Source organism: Nonomuraea sp. NPDC003201 (genome assembly GCF_053590415.1).
In genome coordinates, this window is record NZ_JBSFTC010000025.1 from 20804 (window position 1) to 35222 (window position 14419).

Genomic DNA, 14419 nt, shown 5'->3' on the forward strand with positions numbered 1-14419 from the left:
CGCCCGTACACCCTGGTGCTGACCAAGACAGAAGCCCTTTTCGAACAGGAGCGTCTCACCCGCGAGCGTCGCGAAGCAGACCTGGCCTGGCTCACCGACAACTGGAAGGTCTTCGCCTGATCCTGCCATGGGCGGCATTCGGTCCGCCTTGGGCAATGCCGGATGGTCCCCTCGGCTGTGAGCGGCTGAGCGGCGGGCGCCGCGGGAATAGCATGGCCTGGTGGGATCGTTGTGGCCGGTGTGCTCGCCCGGTGACGGGCGCCCTTTCCGGTGATCGCCCGTTCGGCTGCTGCGGCCATGGCCACCACGACACGACCTTTCTTCATGGAGCGCGTATGACCGACCGCCTCACCGCCGGGCTGATCAGCCAGGCGGCCGAACGGCTGCAGCCGGTCATACGCCACACGGCACTGGAGCCGAACCAGCGGCTGTCCGACCTGCTCGGTGGCCAGGTGCTGCTCAAGCGCGAGGATGCGCAGGTCTGTCGCTCGTACAAGGTGCGCGGGGCGTTCAACCTGATCGCCTCCCTCACGGATGAGGAACGGCGGCGCGGCGTGGTCTGCGCGAGCGCGGGCAACCACGGGCAGGGGGTCGCGTTCGCCTGCGCCCGTCTGGGGATCAACGGCCGGGTGTACGTCCCGTCCACCACCCCACGGCAGAAGCGCGAGCGCATCGCGGCGCTCGGCGGCGACCGGGTGGAGGTCGTGGTCGGCGGCGGCACCTATGACGAGGCGAGCAGCGCCGCGCACGCCGACAGCGAGCACACCGGCGCCATCTACGTGCATCCGTTCGACGACGTCAGAACGATGGCCGGGCAGGGCACGGTCGGCCTGGAGATCCTGGCGCAGTGCGGGGAGGCCCCGCACACCGTGGTCGTCCCGGTCGGTGGAGGCGGCCTGATCAGCGGCATCGCCGTCTGGCTGCGCGAGCACTCACCCAACACCCGCATCGTGGGGGCCGAACCCGCCGGAGCGGCCAGCATGCGCGCCGCCCTCGACCACGGCGAGCCTCTCGCTCTGCCCGAATTGGACACCTTCGTGGACGGCGCCGCCGTCGGGAGGGTGGGAGACGTCACGTTCCCCCTGGTCAAGGACCTGGTCGACGAGGTCGTGGCGGTCGATGAGGGTGCGGTGTGCACCGAGATGCTGGATCTCTACCAGACCGACGGCATCATCGCCGAACCCGCCGGAGCTCTCGCGGGTGCCGCGGCCCGTGAGCTGCTGCCATCCTCCTCCGGAGGGCCGGTGGTGTGCGTGGTGTCGGGCGGCAACAACGACGTCAGCCGGTACAACGAGGTGCTGGAGCGCTCTCTTGTGCACATCGGGCTGCGGCACTACTTCCTGGTGACCTTCCCGCAGCGCCCTGGCGCCCTGCGCCACTTCCTGGACGAGGTTCTGGGAGAGGGCGAGGACATCATCGTCTTCGAGTACGTCAAGAAGAACAACCGTGAAACCGGCCCGGCGCTCGTCGGCATCGAACTCGAGCGGGCCGGCGACCTCGACAGTCTCCTGTCCCGGATGAAGGCCAGCCCGCTCACGGTGGAGCGCATCCCACCGGGCTCGCCGCTGTTCACGTTCCTCCTCTGACGTCCCGTGCCCGCGGGCCACGCGTGCGGTCAGGCTGAGGTCTCGGAGGCGCCGCGCGCCGCCAGCATGCGCCGCATCAGGTCGATCTCGGCCTTCTGGGCGGCCAGGATGGCGCCGGCCATGCGGCTGACCTGGGGCTGCTTGCTCTGAACGGCCGCTTGGGCCATCTGCACGCCGCCCTGATGGTGCGGGATCATCAGGCGCAGGAACAGCACTTCGGCGTCCTTGCCGTCGGCCTGCTCCAGCTCCTTGATCTGGGCCGCGGTGGCCATGCCGGGCATGGCCTTGTTCGTGTTGTGGTGGCTCTGGCCCATCCAGGCCATCCGCGGCTGCAGCGAGGCCTGGGACAGGCCCCACATGTCCAGCCAGGCGTACATCTGCCCGATCTGCTGCTGTTGAGTGGTCGCGATGTCGTAGGCGAGCGTCCTGACCTCGCGATCGCTGGTGCGATCCCGGACGATGAGCGCCATCTGGACGGCCTGCGCGTGATGAGCCTGCATGTCACGGGCGAACCCCGCCTCCACCGAGGTGTCCGCGGGCGGCCGGGGGTAGAGCAGCCCGAGGCCCAAGACGGCCAGCGCGAACGCCAGCGCGGCGGTCGCGGGCACCAGCACGCGACGCCGCCGCAGAACGGCCGGCAGCCTCATGCAGACGGCTCCCCGACCCCGCCGCTGCAGGTCGCCCCCGGCTCGGGCGTGCCCGAGCCGTTGATGTTGGTACGCAGGAACACCGGCAGTCGCGGATCGTCGGCGCTGTCGAGTTTGAGCTGCTTGCCCCAGGAGTTGAGCGCGACCGCGGACGACAGGCCCGGGTAGGGGGACAGGAGGACGAAGTCGCGTCCCCTGGCCTGGTCGAGCAGCATGTCGAGCTGTTCTTTGGGCAGTCCCGGACGGTAGGCCACCCAGACCGCTCCGTGCTCCTGGCTGTGGACCGCGTTCTCGTTGCGGATCGGATCGGTGTAGACGCCGCAGTTCTGCCAGGCCGGGGAGTGATCGCCGCCGACGGGCGGCGCCTGCGGATACGTGACCGGCTTGCTGGTGTGGTTGCGTTGCGTCACGTTGACCGTCTGCACCGCGTCCAGGGATGTGCGGGCACGGTCCTCTAGCCAGAACACCGTCACCGCCGCGGCCAGCGCGCCGACTCCGGTCACGGAGACGCCGATCACGGCGATCCGGCGCCGTCTCTCCTGTCGCCGCTGCTGAGCCTGCAGCGCGGAGAGCCGCTCCTTGATCGTGCCCTGCGGCTTGTCGCCCATTCGACTGCCTCTCATTGCGTGCTTCTACGTTGCGTAGAAGTTCTACCGCATGTCGAATACAGAGGTCATAAGAGCAGCCGGTGCACTCAGTTACAGAGTCGGCGTCCGGGGAAGCGGAACGGGGTGCTCATTCCTGTCGAACAGGACACCGGAGACCGTCACCCTTGGTGATCGTCATCATCGTCTCTCTGGGGGCGGCGTGCCTTCTGGGTATCGGCTTCGTCGCCCAGCAGCATGCCGCGTACCGTGAGCCGCTGGAGGAGATGCTGCACGCGCGCCTGCTCCTGAACCTCATGCGCATGCCGTTGTGGCTGGTCGGGCTCGGGCTGATGGTGTGCGGCCAGATCCTCGGCGCCATCGCGCTCCGGTATGCGGACGTGTCACAGGTGGAGCCGCTTCTCGCGATGAACCTGCTGTTCGCCCTGACCGCGGCCCATGTCATCTACCAGGAACCGTTCGGCCGCACGCTGCAGCTGGGCGCCTTGCTGGTGAGCGGAGGAGTGGCGCTGTTCCTGTTCGCCGGAAGGCCCCAGGGTGGCCGCCTCCCCGATCCGGTCTCCATACGGTGGCTCGCGGCGCTCCCGGTGGTCGTGGTCGCGGGGGCGCTGGTCCTCTTCGGTCTGCGGCGGACCCTGAAGGTCAAGGCGATCCTGCTGGCGGCCGCCGCCGGGGTGCTGTACGGCCTGCAGGACGTACTGACCCGCGGCTCCCTGCTCACGCTGGACAGCGGCCCGAACATGCTCACGACCTGGCAGCTGTACGTCTTGCCGTGCGTCGCCGTGGTGGGGCTGCTCCTCAATCAGAGCGCGTTCGACGCCGCCCCGCTCCAGATCTCGCTACCGGCCACCACGGTCGCGGAGCCGATCTGCGGGATCGTGCTGGGTGTGACGATCTTCGCCGAACGCCTGCAGGTCACCCCGGCGGCGATCGCAGGCGAGGTGGCCGGTTTGGTCGCGATGGTGACCGGCATCGTCATCCTCGGCCGATCCCCGTTCCTGGCCAAGCCCGCGCAGCCCGCGCTCCAAGGTTTACACCGGAAGGAGCGATGATCTTCGCTTCGGCGGGGTCCTGCGCGTCAGGCGGCTTTCGTGTTGATGGTGACCGGGATGTTGCCGCGGGTCGCCTTGGAGTAGGGGCAGATCTGGTGGGCCGCGGCGCCGAGCTCGTCGGCCGTCCGCTGGTCCACGCCTCCGAGCTCCAGGTTGAGCACGGCGCTGAGGCCGAACTCGCCGTCGTCGCCGTGGTGCAGGGTCACCTCCGCCGTGATGGCCGTGCTCGTCAGCCTGATCTTGCGCTCCGCCGCCGCCCTTCTGACCGCGCCGAGGAAGCAGGAGCCCCAGCCCGCGGCCAGCAACTGCTCGGGGTTGGTGGCACCGCCCGCGCCGCCGAGCTGCTTCGGGATGGCGAGCGTGGTGTCGAGGAGGCCGTCGTCGGCCTGGACCCGGCCTCCGTTGCGGCCTTCTCCCGTGACGGTGACGACTCCGGTGTAGCTGACAGCCATGGCTTTCCCTTCAAGGTTTCCGGGGACACAAGGCGCGTCACCGGTTCAACTGGTGACGATATTGGCAAAGCCGCGCGTCACCTGTCAAGCCGGTGACATGTCCTGGCGGCGGAACAGGCTCGGGTCCCGCTCGGCCCACAGCTCTTCCACCGGCGCCGCCACGACGTTGTCGTGCGAGGCCGCGCTCAAGCCCTCCGTCCCGAAGCGGTTCGTGCCCGCGATGCGCGACCGGGCGCGCACCGCCCTCGCGGTCCTGTCCGGCGCCACGGAAGGCTGAGCGCACGTGACACATCGCGGCCGGCCTGAGCGACTCGGTCGTCTGCAGGCGGCGCCTAGGGCCGTGCCGTACGGCCGACGCCGCGCAGCAGTGTGTCGACCACGATGTCGGCGGCCTGTGCGGCGCTCAGCTCGGGGAGGTCCTCGGCAGCGTGCACCAGCAGCGGCGGCAGGATCGTGGCCACCCAGCCGGGCGGCAGGTCGGAGCGCAGCAGGCCCTCGTCGGTGGCACGCCGCAGGAAGGCGTCGACCTCGTCGATCAGGCCGCGGCGGCGCTCGCGGAGCGTCTCCTCACGGAGCATGCGGCTCGTTTCCACGGGCCATTTGCGGTTGACGGCGATGATGCCCTCGACGTAACGGTGCAGCGCGACCTCGACCGGGGCCTCGCGAAGCCTGGCCGCCTCGATGGCCTTCTCGACCGCGTCGTAGCGGGCTCCGTAGACGGCGGCCATGAGGTCTTCGCGGGAGGCGAAGCGGCGGTAGACCGTGCGGCGGTCCACCCCCGCCGCCACGGCGATGGCGGCGATGGTCGCCGAGGGGTCGTCGGCGAGCATGCGGGCGCCTGTGCTCAGGACGCGTTCGAGGTTGCGGGTCGCGTCTGCTCTCACCCGCCCAAAGATACCCGTTCCGGCGATTTACTGTCACGCCAACGCTGAGCTTAGTTTTATAAGTGCTACATTGATGAGGCAGTTAGGCAATGCCGACCGAAGGAAGCACCCATGGCCAGGACATGGCTCATCACCGGATCGTCGCGCGGCTTCGGCCGCCACCTCGCCGAAGCGGTCCTCGAAGCGGGCGACCGGGTCATCGCCACCGCGCGCAGCCCCAAGCAGCTCGACGACCTGGTGGCCCTCCACGGCGACCGGATCCGGGCGGTCGCGCTCGACGTCACCGACGCCGCCGCGGCCGCCCGGGCGGTCAAGGAGGCCACCGACGCCTTCGGCAGCCTCGACGTGGTCGTCAACAACGCCGGTTACGGCAACAGCGCGCCGATCGAGGAGATGGCCGAGGACGACTTCCGCGCCCAGCTCGAAACCAACCTCTTCGGCGTGGTGAACGTCACCCGGGCCGCCCTGCCCGTCCTGCGCGCCCAGCGATCAGGAGTCTTCGTACAGTTCTCCTCCATCGGCGGGCGCGTCGGCGGCACTCCCGGGATGGGGGCCTACCAGACCGCGAAGTTCGCCGTCGAAGGCTTCTCCGAAGTGCTCGCCAACGAGGTCGCGCCCTTCGGCGTCAAGGTCGTCATCGTCGAGCCGGGCGCGTTCCGTACCGACTGGCAAGGGCCCTCCATGGAGATCCACCCCGTCGGCCCCGACTACGAGCAGACCGTGGGCGTCATCCACCGCTACCGGCGCGACACCGACGGCACCCAGCCCGGCGACCCCGCCCGCGCCGCCAGGATCATCATCGACGTCGTCGGCCACGACGACCCGCCCAGGCGGCTCCTCCTCGGCAGCGACGCCGTCGCCTCCGCCCAGAAGGCCGCCGAGCTCCGTGCCGCCGAAACCGAGAAATGGGCCGATGTCAGCCGCTCGGCCGACTACCCCGCCGACGAACGCCAGTCACCGCCGCGGGGGTGGGGGCGGGGGCGGTAGCGCGAGGACCGCGCGGACCGCGGCCGTCAGCCGTTCTCGGCTGTCAGTCCCGATCACGGGCCGGCCGTCCGCGGTCGGGGCCGCCAGCGCCCGCCGGAACACAGCGGTCGGCAGGTCGACCACACACAGCGTCACCACCTCGACGCTCGCCCCGTCGGCACGATCCCACAGCGCCCGCGACAGGCGGGTCAGCAGCGCCACCAACCGCTTGTCCAGGGCGAACATCTCCTCGGCCAGCTCCTGCGGCACCTCGGGGCCGAGCAGCTGGTCACGACGCACCGCCACGAGCATCCGGGCGGCGGCGGGCCGGCGGTCGGCGAACACCGCGGGCACGCTCGCCACCGCCGCCACCGCCTCGACTGCCGCTTCGCGGTCGCCCCCTTGCACCGCGTCGGCCAGCTCGACCTGGAGATCCAGGAAATCTCCCGCCGCCCTCAGCCACAGCCGCCCGAGCAGCACCGGCAACGACCCGAACGCGTGGTAGATCACCCCGTTCGACACCCCGGCGGCCGCCGCCAGCGCTCGCACCGTGAACCGCTCCGGCCCGCCATCGGCCACCAACTGCTCGGCGACGTCCAGCAACCGGTCGAGATCATGAACTCGAGGGCGAGGCATACCCCTTATGATAACCGAGCACACGCTCCAGAATCACGCGGTGGCGTCCACGCGGGTGCGGAGGCCGTCCCAGATCCGGCCGAGCTGAATGACGCTCATGCCGAACATCAGGACGCCCAACGGGACGTGCAGGGTCTTCACGTGCGCCAGGCCCAGCGCTATCTGCGCCGACGTGACCACGAAGAAGCCGGCCGCGTACCGGATGGGCCTGGGCGAGCCGCCGCCCGGCCGCCAGACCAAGATCGCGCCCACCAGGTGCAACAGGGTCACGACGAACGTCGCGTATGCTCCAGCACTGTGCAGTGCCCCACCCCCGGGCACGGACAAAAGCAGCCCGGCGGTGATCGCCTGGACGAAGACGGCCAAGGTTTGCAGGGTGATCGCGATCCGCAGGAACCTGAGGTTCGTGGGTGTGGACATGTCGGGGCTTCCCTTCTCGATCCCGGTGTCTCGGCTGTCCGACGACACGACCGCCGGGAATGTGAGGTGGGGCGACCTCACGTTCCGGGAAGTTGTCTCGTCTGTCCGGGTGAGGGCGGAAACGACCGAGGAGCAGGCGACACCATGACCACCCCATCCGAGCCAGGGCTCGACCCGAGCCTGAGCGTGATCATGAGCGAGCGGCGTCAGCTGATCAATCTCGCCTACCGCCTCCTCGGCTCCCTTGCCGACGCGGAGGATGTCGTCCAGGAGGCCTGCGCCCGCTGGTACGCCATGACCCCGCAGCAGCAGCAGGCCATCAACTCCCCCGGTGCCTGGCTGACGAAGGTGGCCGGCCGCATCTGCCTCGATGTGCTCGGCTCGGCACGCGCGCGGCGCGAGCGCTACGTGGGCGAATGGATCCCCGAGCCGCTGCCCGACCGTACGGAGTGGATCAGCGCGCGGCCGGGCGGCGCCATGACCGACCCCGCCGACCGGATCACCCTCGACGAGTCGATCAACATGGCGTTCCTGGTCGTGCTCGAGTCGATGACCCCGGCCGAGCGCGTGGCGTTCATCCTGCACGACGTCTTCCGCTACTCCTTCGCCGAAGTGGCGGAGATCGTCGGCCGTACGCCGGTGGCGTGCCGCCAGCTGGCCTCCTCGGCCCGCCGTCGTCTTCGCGAGGCACAGGCTCCCACGGCTCCGGCGGCCCGGCCCGGCATCGTCGGCGACTTCAAGCGGGCATGGGAAGCCAAGGACATCAAAGCCCTCATCGGCCTCCTCGACCCCGACGCCACGGCGGTCATCGACGGCGGCGGCCTCGTCAGCGCCGGCCTCCACCCGATCGAAGGCAGCGAGCAGATCGCCCGCTACCTCCTCGCCATCGCCGGAATGTCACCCGGCCTGACGATCCTGGAACGCACGGTCAACGGTCAGCCCGGTCTGGTGGCCCAACTAGACGGCGTGACGGTGACGGTGGCGGCGTTCGACGTCACGGGCGACCGGATCAAGCACATCTGGGCGGTACGCAACCCCGAGAAGCTCCGGCCCTGGACGGCGCAGCCACAGCCTTAGGACCCGCTCATCCGGCATGCTCCAGGAAGGCGCGGACCTCTCCGGCCTCCGGGACGCCGAGCTCCTCGTACAGGCCGAGGGCCACCCGCCCGTGCTCACAGGCCTGCTCCGCCCGCCCGAGCGCGAGGTGGGCGCGGGCCAGCCCGTCGTGAGCACGCGCCTGCTCCGGGCGGTTGCGTGCCAGGTCGGCGAGCGCGAGAGCGGCCGTGTGCTCCCCGACTGCCCAGGCCGGGTCGTCGGCCGCCTCGGCCAGCCCGTTGCGCGCGGCCGCCTCGTCGGTGGTGTTGCCGAGCCTGCGGTAGAGGGCCGCGGCCTGCTCGTGGCGGGTGCGGGCCTGGGCGAGCTCGCCCTGGTGCCGGAGGACAACGCCGAGGTGGTTGAGGATCATCGCCTCCCCTGCCGGGTTGCCGACCTTGCGGTGCAGCGCCAGTGCCAGGTCGAGATGGCGCCGGGCCTCCTCCGGGCGGCCGGCCCGGTCGAGGGCCAGGGCGAGGATGCCGAGCACGTTGGCCTCGCCCCAGGTGTCGGCGCCGATCCGGGTGAGGTCGAGTGCCTGCTCCAGGTACTGCTCCGCCTGCTCGTCCTGGCGCCGGCGCAGCGCCACGTTGCCCAGGGTGAGCAGTGCCCGAGCACGTTCGTAGGCCTCCTCGCAGGCGTCGAGGGCCTGGTGGGCGTGCTCCTCCGCGCGCTCGTACTCGCCGAGCCGCCAGTACGTCCACGCCAGGTCGGCGAGCGCCCGCTCCTCGAACTCGCGGTGGCCGAACTTGCGGCTGCGCTGCAGCGCCAGGGTGTGCAGCGTGAGCGCGTCGTCGTGGTGCGCCTGCCGGTCGAGGAAGGGGCGCATCGTCAGAGCCAGCATGCCGACGCAGATCTCGGGCCCGTGGACGGCGGTCGCGATGATGTTGGAGCGTTCGGCGTCGAGCCAGGCGATCGCCTCCGCGGCGTCCCGGATGGGCGCGATCGGGGCGGCCGGCTGGGGGATGCCCTCCCGCTGGCCGACGCTGTACGGGTAGAGCCGGTCCATCGCCGCCCGAGCGCGGTGCAGGTAGTAGGTGAGCAGTCGCAGGACCTCGCCGTCGTCCTCGGCGATCGAGCGCGCGTGCTCGCGGAGCAGGTCGTGGAAGGTGTAGCGGCCCGGTTCGAACTGCAGGAGCATGTGGGCGTCGAGGAGGCCTTCCAGAAGCTCCTCCGCCTCGTCCTCCGGGATGCCCGCCAGCGCCGCCGCCCCGCAGGCGTCGATGTCGCGCCCCGGCGCCAGCCCGAGCAGGCGGAACATGCGCTGCTCGGCCTCGTCGAGCTGCTCATATGACACGGTGAAGGCCGCCGACACCCCGTCCAGGAGCCGGCGATGGTCCCGCAGCCGGCCCGCCAGGTAGGACACGGTCCAGCGCGGACGGTGCTGGAGGCGGGCGGCCGAGATCCGGATGGCGAGCGGGAGGTGCCCGCACAGCTGCAGCACCTCGCGTACGGCCTCCGGCTCGTGACCGGCGCGTTCGCCCACGATCCGCTCGAACAGCTCGGCGGCGTCCTGCTCGCCCAGCACGTCGACCGAGAGCGCGTGGGCGCCGTCCAGGTCGACCAGCCGCCGCCGGCTGGTGATCAGGACGAGGGTGTCGGAGTGTCCCGGCAGCAGGGGGCGTACGTGCTCGGCGTCGAGAACGTTGTCCAGCACGGCGAGCGCGCGGCGATCGGCCAGCTCGGCGCGCCAGAGAGCGCTCCGCTCGACCAGCGTGACCGGGATGCGGTCGGCGGGCACCCCGAGCTGACGCAGGAGCGCTTCCAGCGCGGCGGCGGCGTCGAGCGGCTCCCGGCCCGCGGTGTGGGCCTGCAGGTCGATGAAGAGCCGGCCGTCGGGATAGCGGGCGGCCAGCCGATGGGCCACGTGTACGGCGAGCGTGGTTTTGCCGATCCCGGCCATGCCGTCGATCGTGACGACCGCCGGCCCGTGCTGCTCGCCCACCTCTCCTATCAGCCGCTCCAGCTCACTGGTACGTCCGGAGAAATCGGGAATGTCGTACGGCAGGAACGTGGAGCGACGCGGCGGACCCGCGACCACCGGCACCGCGTCGGCCAGACGCAACGCCGGATCGTCCGCCAGGACCGCCCGCTCCAGCTCGATGAAGGCGTGCCCGGGATCCAGCCCCTGCTCGTCCGCCAGAGCCGTCCGGTAGGAACGCGCCGCGGCCAGGGCGTCGGCCTGCCGCCCCGCCCGGTGCAGGGCCAGGACAAGGTGGCCGTTGAGCTTCTCGCGGAGCGGGTTGGCGGTCACCTGGGCGGCGAGCTCGTCGAGCAGCTCGCCGTGCCGCCCGGCGGCGAGCTCGCCCTCCACCAGGCGTTCGTAGGCCGACAGCCGCCGGTCGTTCCAGAGCTCGCGGACGCCGGTGACGTAATGCGCGTGCACGTCCTCCAGCGCCTCGCCGCCCCACAGCTCCAGGGCCTTGCGCAGCTCACCCGCGGCTGCCAGCTCGGTGAACTCCTGCGCGTCGACCTGCCCGGACTCCGGCTGCGCGACATAGCCGCCGGCCCGTGTCTCGAGGAGATTTACGGCCCCCGCTCCGCGCAGCACCTTGCGGATCGCGGTGATCGAGGCATGGATCTGCGACCGGGCGGTGTCGGGCTGGTCGTAGCCCCACATCGCGTCGATCAGCCGCTCGATGCTGATCACCCGGCCGGCGTTGAGCAGAAGGTAGGCGAGCACAGCCCGGTGACGTGGGGCGATGCCCGTCAGCGGCGCGCCGTCGACGATCATCTGGACGGGGCCGAGAAGAGTGAATCGCAGCATTTCATCCCCCATCACCTTCGCATCGTGCACGCATCGCGAATGTATCAACCTGGGCAGACACTCTGATCTCACACGAACCGCGACAGAGGAGAACACAATGGAAGCCCGGATGAAGAACCCCGCCACGCTCATCCCCGCCGCGATGCAGCCGATCATGCAGGTGATGAAGGCCGCCCAGTCGCAGGGCCTCCCCCAGGAGCTCATGGAGATGATCCACCTGCGGGTCAGCCAGATCAACCGCTGCAGCTTCTGCGTCGACGCCGGCCTGAAGAACCTGCGCAAGCTCGGCGAGAGCGACGACCGCATCGGCCTGATCGCCGCCTGGCGCGAGGCTCCGTACTACACCGACGCCGAGCGGGCCGCCCTGGAGCTGGCCGAGGCCTCGACCCGGCTGGCCGACCGCGACGACGCCGTCTCCGACGAGATCTGGGACAACGCCGCCGACCACTTCGACGAGCAGCAGCTGGCCTCGATCCTGCTGATGACCGCCGTCACCAACCTCTTCAACCGCCTGAACGCCCCGATCCGGCAGGTCGCCGGCACCTGGTAAGCCCCTTGCTCACACGTACAGAAGGAGACACCGACATGTCCGCCGTCCGCTCGCACCGCTACTCCGTCCCCGAGTCCGACCTGGAGGAGTTCCTGGCCCGCCGCAGGTCGCTGATCGCGACTGTCCGGAAGGGTCACCCCGGGCTCGCCCGCACCGTGCTGATCCGGCTCGAGGACGACACGTACACCGACACCTGGCACTGGGAGAGCGCCGAGCAGCTGGGCGCCGCGCTCGCCGCCCTGCCCACGTTCCCGGAGGCGCCGCTGACCATGTCCCTCACCAAGGACGCCACCGCCCTGAACGGCCGGCTCGTCGACGAGCACTGAGCCGCGCTCCGGCTCGCCCACTGACGAGGAGTCCACCACGTGTCCAACTCGGCCGGCACCCCATCCACGACGACGAACCACTCGAACCGCTCGTACCGTGACGTGCTGCGCGACAAGCGCGTGGCCGGGCTGCTGCTCGGCGACCTGCTGGCCAACATCAGCACGGGCATGATCCTCGTGGCCATGCCCGTGCAGACCCTGCGCATCCACGGGGACATACCTCCGGCGATCGCCGTCGCGATGGTGGAGGCGGCCCCCTTCGTCCTGTCCACGATCCTGGCGCTCGGCATCGGCCTGGGCCGGGTCCGGACACCGCCCCGCACCCTACTGATCGCCGACTGTGTGCTGCGGGCGCTGACCTTCACCGGCCTGGGCCTCGCCGCGGTGACCGACCGGCTCAGCCTGCCCGTACTGGTCGGCGGGCTGCTGCTGGGCGCGGCCTTCCGGATGGCCGGTGCGAGCGGTCGTCGTCTGCTCGTCACCTCGATGGCGAGCGAGTCGGAACGGTACGGCGTCAACGGGCTGCTGGGCCTGAACAGCAACGTCGCACTCTACGTCCTGGGCCCTGTGGCCGGCGGGCTCATGGTGGCGGCCGACGGACCGGGCGCGGTGCTGTTCGTCGACGCGTGCGGTGCACTGCTGCTGATGGCCTGCGTACTGCGCTGGGCACCACGGGCGGGGTCGGAGCCACGGTCACGACCGCGATCGGAGCCGCCGTCGCGGTCAAAGCCACAGTCGAAACCGTGGCCGGAGCCGCAGTCGAAGTCTGAGCGGTCGGAGTCGCCGCCGCTGGGGTCGGAGCGGTCAGAGCCGCGATCGGAACCGCAGCCGCGGTCGAGGCCACAGCCGAAGCCATGGCCAGAGTCGCAGTCGAAGCCACGGTCGCAGTCGAAGCCGTGGCCGGAGTCGGAGTCGCCGCCGGAGTCACCGGCGGAGTCGCGGTTAGAGACATCACCGGAGTCACCGTCGGAGGAGCCCACCCACGCGCGGCAGGACGAGTCGGGCTGGCGCATCCTGCGCCGCCGCCCCGTGGCGGCCCGGCTGCTGGTCGTGGTGTTCTTCTTCAACTTCCTCTACATGCCGGTCGAGGTAGCACTCCCCCTGTACGTCCAGGGCACCCTGCACAGCGGCGCGTCCGGCCTCGGCCTGCTCTGGAGCGCCCTGGGCGTCGGCGCGATCGCGGGTGCCGCCCTGGTCAACCTGATGCGCGGTCTCCCCCAGCGCCATCTGCTCATCACGATCATCGGCCTGTGGGCACTCTGCCCGATCGCCCTGGCCGCCGCGGACAACCTGACCGCCGCGATGATCGTGTTCGCCCTGGGCGGCCTGGTCTGGGCGCCGTTCACCCCCGTCGCGTACAGCTTCCTGCAGTCAGACCTGCAGCCCGGCGAACAGCAACCGGTGGTGACCCTCTGGACGACGGGGTCAACGATCGCGGCCCCACTGGGCCTCGTGGCCGGCGGCCCGCTCATCCAACTGACCGGCACCGACACGGGGCTGGTCGTCTCGGGCCTCCTCACCCTGCTCCTGGTGCCGCTCGCAGCCGCAACCGTCCTAACCCGCGGCCAGACCGCTGTCGAGACCAGCCGAAGAGCTCCCGGCACCACCACCCAGCAATAAATGCTTCAGGCGCGTACGCTAACCCGGCTTGACGAGGCCGGCTTCGTAGGCGGCGATGACGAGTTGGGCGCGGTCTCGGGCCTGCAGCTTGGCCAGCAGGCGGCCGATGTGCGTCTTCACGGTCCCGGGGCTCAGCTGGAGCTGGACGCTGAGCTCGGCGTTGGACAGACCGTAGGCGATGAGTGTGAGCACCTCGCGCTCCCGGTCCGTCAGATTGCCGAGCCCATGGAAGACCCGCTGGGCCGGCCGCCGTACGAACTCCGCGATCAATCGCGTGGTGACGCTGGGCGCAAGCAACGTCTCGCCCGACGCGACCACCCGGATCGCCCTCAGGAGATCGTCGGGGGGCGCGTCCTTGAGCAGGAACCCGCTGGCGCCCGCGCGCAGCGCCGCGTAGACGTACTCATCGAGGTCGAACGTAGTCAGAATGAGTACTCGGGTATCCCCGGCAATCTGCCGGGTCGCGGCGATGCCGTCCATCTCCGGCATCCTGACGTCCATGAGCACCACATCGGGTGACTCCGTACGCGCGAGTGCCACCGCCTGGTGTCCGTCGGCCGCCTCCCCGACCACGATGAGATCGTCCTCCGAGTCGATCAGCAATCGAAAGCTGCCACGCAGCAGTGCCTGATCGTCGGCGACGAGCACTCGAATCAAGAGATCCCCCACAACACGCCCACCACGAGCAGGCTCGACACCAGGTCCGCGGACGCTCTGTCCGGGTCTGTCGCTCTGCCTCCCATCTTGCGCCACTCAACACCACGGATGCCGGCGGACGGGGTCGCGATCTTGACGTCGAACGCGCCCGCACCGATC

General features: G+C 70.4%; 16 protein-coding genes. 8 read left to right on the top strand and 8 right to left on the bottom strand.

Annotated features, from left to right (window positions below; all coding sequences use genetic code 11):
• Positions 1 to 335 precede the first annotated feature (335 nt).
• Positions 336 to 1586, top strand: coding sequence for a threonine ammonia-lyase IlvA (gene ilvA / locus ACWDX9_RS12810; protein ID WP_449952581.1), 1251 nt, complete (start codon positions 336 to 338; stop codon positions 1584 to 1586).
• A 29-nt stretch (positions 1587 to 1615) separates the two neighbouring features.
• Here ilvA and ACWDX9_RS12815 read toward each other — a convergent pair whose 3' ends face one another.
• Together ACWDX9_RS12815 and ACWDX9_RS12820 are read right to left on the bottom strand one after the other, a co-directional pair.
• Complete coding sequence (locus ACWDX9_RS12815; RefSeq protein WP_449952584.1) at positions 1616 to 2233, bottom strand: DUF305 domain-containing protein; 618 nt, start codon at positions 2231 to 2233, stop codon at positions 1616 to 1618.
• Positions 2230 to 2856, bottom strand: coding sequence for a DUF3105 domain-containing protein (locus tag ACWDX9_RS12820; RefSeq protein ID WP_449952586.1), 627 nt, complete (start codon positions 2854 to 2856; stop codon positions 2230 to 2232). Before ACWDX9_RS12820 ends, ACWDX9_RS12815 begins: the two co-directional genes overlap by 4 nt.
• A 152-nt stretch (positions 2857 to 3008) precedes the next feature.
• Here ACWDX9_RS12820 and ACWDX9_RS12825 point away from each other — a divergent pair, with 152 nt between their 5' ends.
• Positions 3009 to 3890 carry a DMT family transporter gene (locus ACWDX9_RS12825; protein ID WP_449952589.1) on the top strand — a complete coding sequence of 294 codons (882 nt, stop codon included), beginning with the start codon at positions 3009 to 3011 and terminating at the stop codon, positions 3888 to 3890.
• Positions 3891 to 3916: 26 nt separating this feature from the next.
• On the opposite strand, the gene ACWDX9_RS12830 is transcribed toward ACWDX9_RS12825, so the two are convergent.
• Positions 3917 to 4342, bottom strand: coding sequence for an organic hydroperoxide resistance protein (locus ACWDX9_RS12830; protein WP_364245715.1), 426 nt, complete (start codon positions 4340 to 4342; stop codon positions 3917 to 3919).
• Positions 4343 to 4439: 97 nt separating this feature from the next.
• On the opposite strand from ACWDX9_RS12830, the gene ACWDX9_RS12835 reads away from it, so the two are divergent.
• Positions 4440 to 4619 carry a hypothetical protein gene (locus ACWDX9_RS12835; protein WP_449952592.1) on the top strand — a complete coding sequence of 60 codons (180 nt, stop codon included), beginning with the start codon at positions 4440 to 4442 and terminating at the stop codon, positions 4617 to 4619.
• Positions 4620 to 4674: 55 nt separating this feature from the next.
• Here ACWDX9_RS12835 and ACWDX9_RS12840 read toward each other — a convergent pair whose 3' ends face one another.
• On the bottom strand, positions 4675 to 5226 hold the full coding sequence (locus tag ACWDX9_RS12840; protein WP_449952594.1) for a TetR/AcrR family transcriptional regulator: 552 nt from the start codon (positions 5224 to 5226) through the stop codon (positions 4675 to 4677).
• Between the two features lie 111 nt (positions 5227 to 5337).
• On the opposite strand from ACWDX9_RS12840, the gene ACWDX9_RS12845 reads away from it, so the two are divergent.
• Positions 5338 to 6213: an oxidoreductase gene (locus ACWDX9_RS12845; RefSeq protein WP_449952597.1), complete on the top strand. Its 876-nt coding sequence runs from the start codon at positions 5338 to 5340 to the stop codon at positions 6211 to 6213.
• Here the strand turns inward: ACWDX9_RS12845 and ACWDX9_RS12850 are convergent.
• Both ACWDX9_RS12850 and ACWDX9_RS12855 read right to left on the bottom strand, forming a co-directional pair.
• Positions 6181 to 6828 carry a helix-turn-helix domain-containing protein gene (locus ACWDX9_RS12850; RefSeq protein ID WP_449952600.1) on the bottom strand — a complete coding sequence of 216 codons (648 nt, stop codon included), beginning with the start codon at positions 6826 to 6828 and terminating at the stop codon, positions 6181 to 6183. The genes ACWDX9_RS12845 and ACWDX9_RS12850 overlap by 33 nt on opposite strands.
• A 33-nt stretch (positions 6829 to 6861) precedes the next feature.
• A complete protein-coding gene (locus ACWDX9_RS12855; protein WP_449952603.1) occupies positions 6862 to 7248 on the bottom strand; it encodes a hypothetical protein in 387 nt (128 codons plus the stop codon).
• Positions 7249 to 7392: 144 nt separating this feature from the next.
• Between ACWDX9_RS12855 and sigJ the strand changes: the two genes are divergently transcribed.
• Entirely contained in the window at positions 7393 to 8325 is a 933-nt protein-coding gene (sigJ, locus tag ACWDX9_RS12860) for an RNA polymerase sigma factor SigJ (RefSeq protein ID WP_449952606.1), read from the top strand.
• 7 nt (positions 8326 to 8332) lie between these two features.
• On the opposite strand, the gene ACWDX9_RS12865 is transcribed toward sigJ, so the two are convergent.
• A complete protein-coding gene (locus tag ACWDX9_RS12865) occupies positions 8333 to 11107 on the bottom strand; it encodes a BTAD domain-containing putative transcriptional regulator (protein ID WP_449952609.1) in 2775 nt (924 codons plus the stop codon).
• 97 nt (positions 11108 to 11204) lie between these two features.
• Between ACWDX9_RS12865 and ACWDX9_RS12870 the strand changes: the two genes are divergently transcribed.
• Genes ACWDX9_RS12870 through ACWDX9_RS12880 form a run of 3 tightly spaced genes read left to right on the top strand, consistent with a single transcriptional unit; the run spans position 11205 to position 13603 of the window.
• Positions 11205 to 11657 (top strand): carboxymuconolactone decarboxylase family protein, encoded by a 453-nt coding sequence (locus ACWDX9_RS12870; protein ID WP_350723914.1) that lies wholly within the window; start codon positions 11205 to 11207, stop codon positions 11655 to 11657.
• A 35-nt stretch (positions 11658 to 11692) separates the two neighbouring features.
• Entirely contained in the window at positions 11693 to 11983 is a 291-nt protein-coding gene (locus ACWDX9_RS12875; RefSeq protein ID WP_449952612.1) for a hypothetical protein, read from the top strand.
• Positions 11984 to 12022: 39 nt separating this feature from the next.
• On the top strand, positions 12023 to 13603 hold the full coding sequence (locus tag ACWDX9_RS12880) for an MFS transporter (protein WP_449952615.1): 1581 nt from the start codon (positions 12023 to 12025) through the stop codon (positions 13601 to 13603).
• A gap of 18 nt (positions 13604 to 13621) precedes the next feature.
• Here the strand turns inward: ACWDX9_RS12880 and ACWDX9_RS12885 are convergent, their stop codons facing one another.
• The gene (locus ACWDX9_RS12885) at positions 13622 to 14260 is read right to left on the bottom strand and encodes a response regulator (RefSeq protein ID WP_449952618.1); all 639 of its coding nucleotides are present in this window, start codon (positions 14258 to 14260) and stop codon (positions 13622 to 13624) included.
• Positions 14261 to 14419 lie beyond the last annotated feature (159 nt).